Origin of the sequence: Algivirga pacifica (genome assembly GCF_039543525.1) — a bacterium.
Classification (GTDB): domain Bacteria; phylum Bacteroidota; class Bacteroidia; order Cytophagales; family Flammeovirgaceae; genus Algivirga; species Algivirga pacifica.
The window spans coordinates 1-530 of the sequence record NZ_BAABJX010000023.1 but is presented as its reverse complement, the minus strand read 5'-3'; the positions used below and the strand labels follow the sequence as shown (position 1 = coordinate 530).

Here is a 530-nt window from a genome sequence, read left to right as displayed (position 1 = left end):
ACACCTTCGAGTTATCAGACTTCAACAAGGATTATAGCGATGTAGAGAATGAAGCGCTGGGTAAGGTTCAGCTGTATGTTTTCCCTGATGACGGAACATTGAGTTATGACGGCAATCCGGTAAGTACGGTGGATACGCTGATCAGCGCAGCAGATATTGGCAAGCTGGTTTATACGCCGGATGCGAACCTGAACGGAAGCCCATTGGATACGTTGGTATTCAAGGTGGCAGATGAGTCTGGAGCGCTGAGCGATACGGTTCACTTCACGTTGTACGTGAGGCCATTGAATGATGCACCGACGGTATCGGGCGATAGCACGGTACTGGATGAGGATTCAGATTACACCTTCGAGTTATCAGACTTTAACAAGGATTATAGCGATGTGGAGAATGAAGCGCTGGGTAAGATTCAGCTGCATATTTTCCCTGATGACGGAACGTTGAGTTATGATGGGAATGTGGTCAGCACGGTGGATACGCTGATCAGTGCAGCAGATATTGGCAAGCTGGTTTATACGCCGGATGCGAAC

Annotated in this window: 1 protein-coding gene; it reads left to right on the top strand. The window is 48.5% G+C overall.

Annotated elements, in window-relative coordinates:
• Positions 1-530 (top strand): hypothetical protein (locus ABD985_RS07810; RefSeq protein ID WP_345370672.1); only part of this gene is annotated, 530 nt, incomplete at both ends.